The 263-nt window shown below is 40.7% G+C and carries 1 protein-coding gene; it reads left to right on the forward strand.

Annotated features, from left to right (window positions below):
- Positions 1 to 259 (forward strand): T9SS type B sorting domain-containing protein (locus ACY2RS_RS15635; RefSeq protein ID WP_490099593.1); only part of this gene is annotated, 259 nt, incomplete at its 5' end.
- Positions 260 to 263 lie beyond the last annotated feature (4 nt).

Consider the following 263-nt stretch of genomic DNA (forward strand, 5'->3'; position numbering starts at 1 on the left):
AGATTACTTTGCTCCAAACAATGATGAATATCACGATACGTGGAATATTATAGGGATCGACGAGTTCGATCCTACGGCAAATATTTATATATTTGATCGCTATGGAAAGCTGTTAAAGCAAATCAGTCCGGTGACCCCGGGATGGGATGGGACCTATAATGGGAATGCCTTACCATCAAGTGATTACTGGTTTAGGGTAGAATCCACTGAACAAGAAGTGCGCAAAGAGCTAAAAGGACATTTTAGTTTAAAGCGATAGTGTG

Source organism: Patiriisocius sp. 208BN25-11 (genome assembly GCF_058147145.1).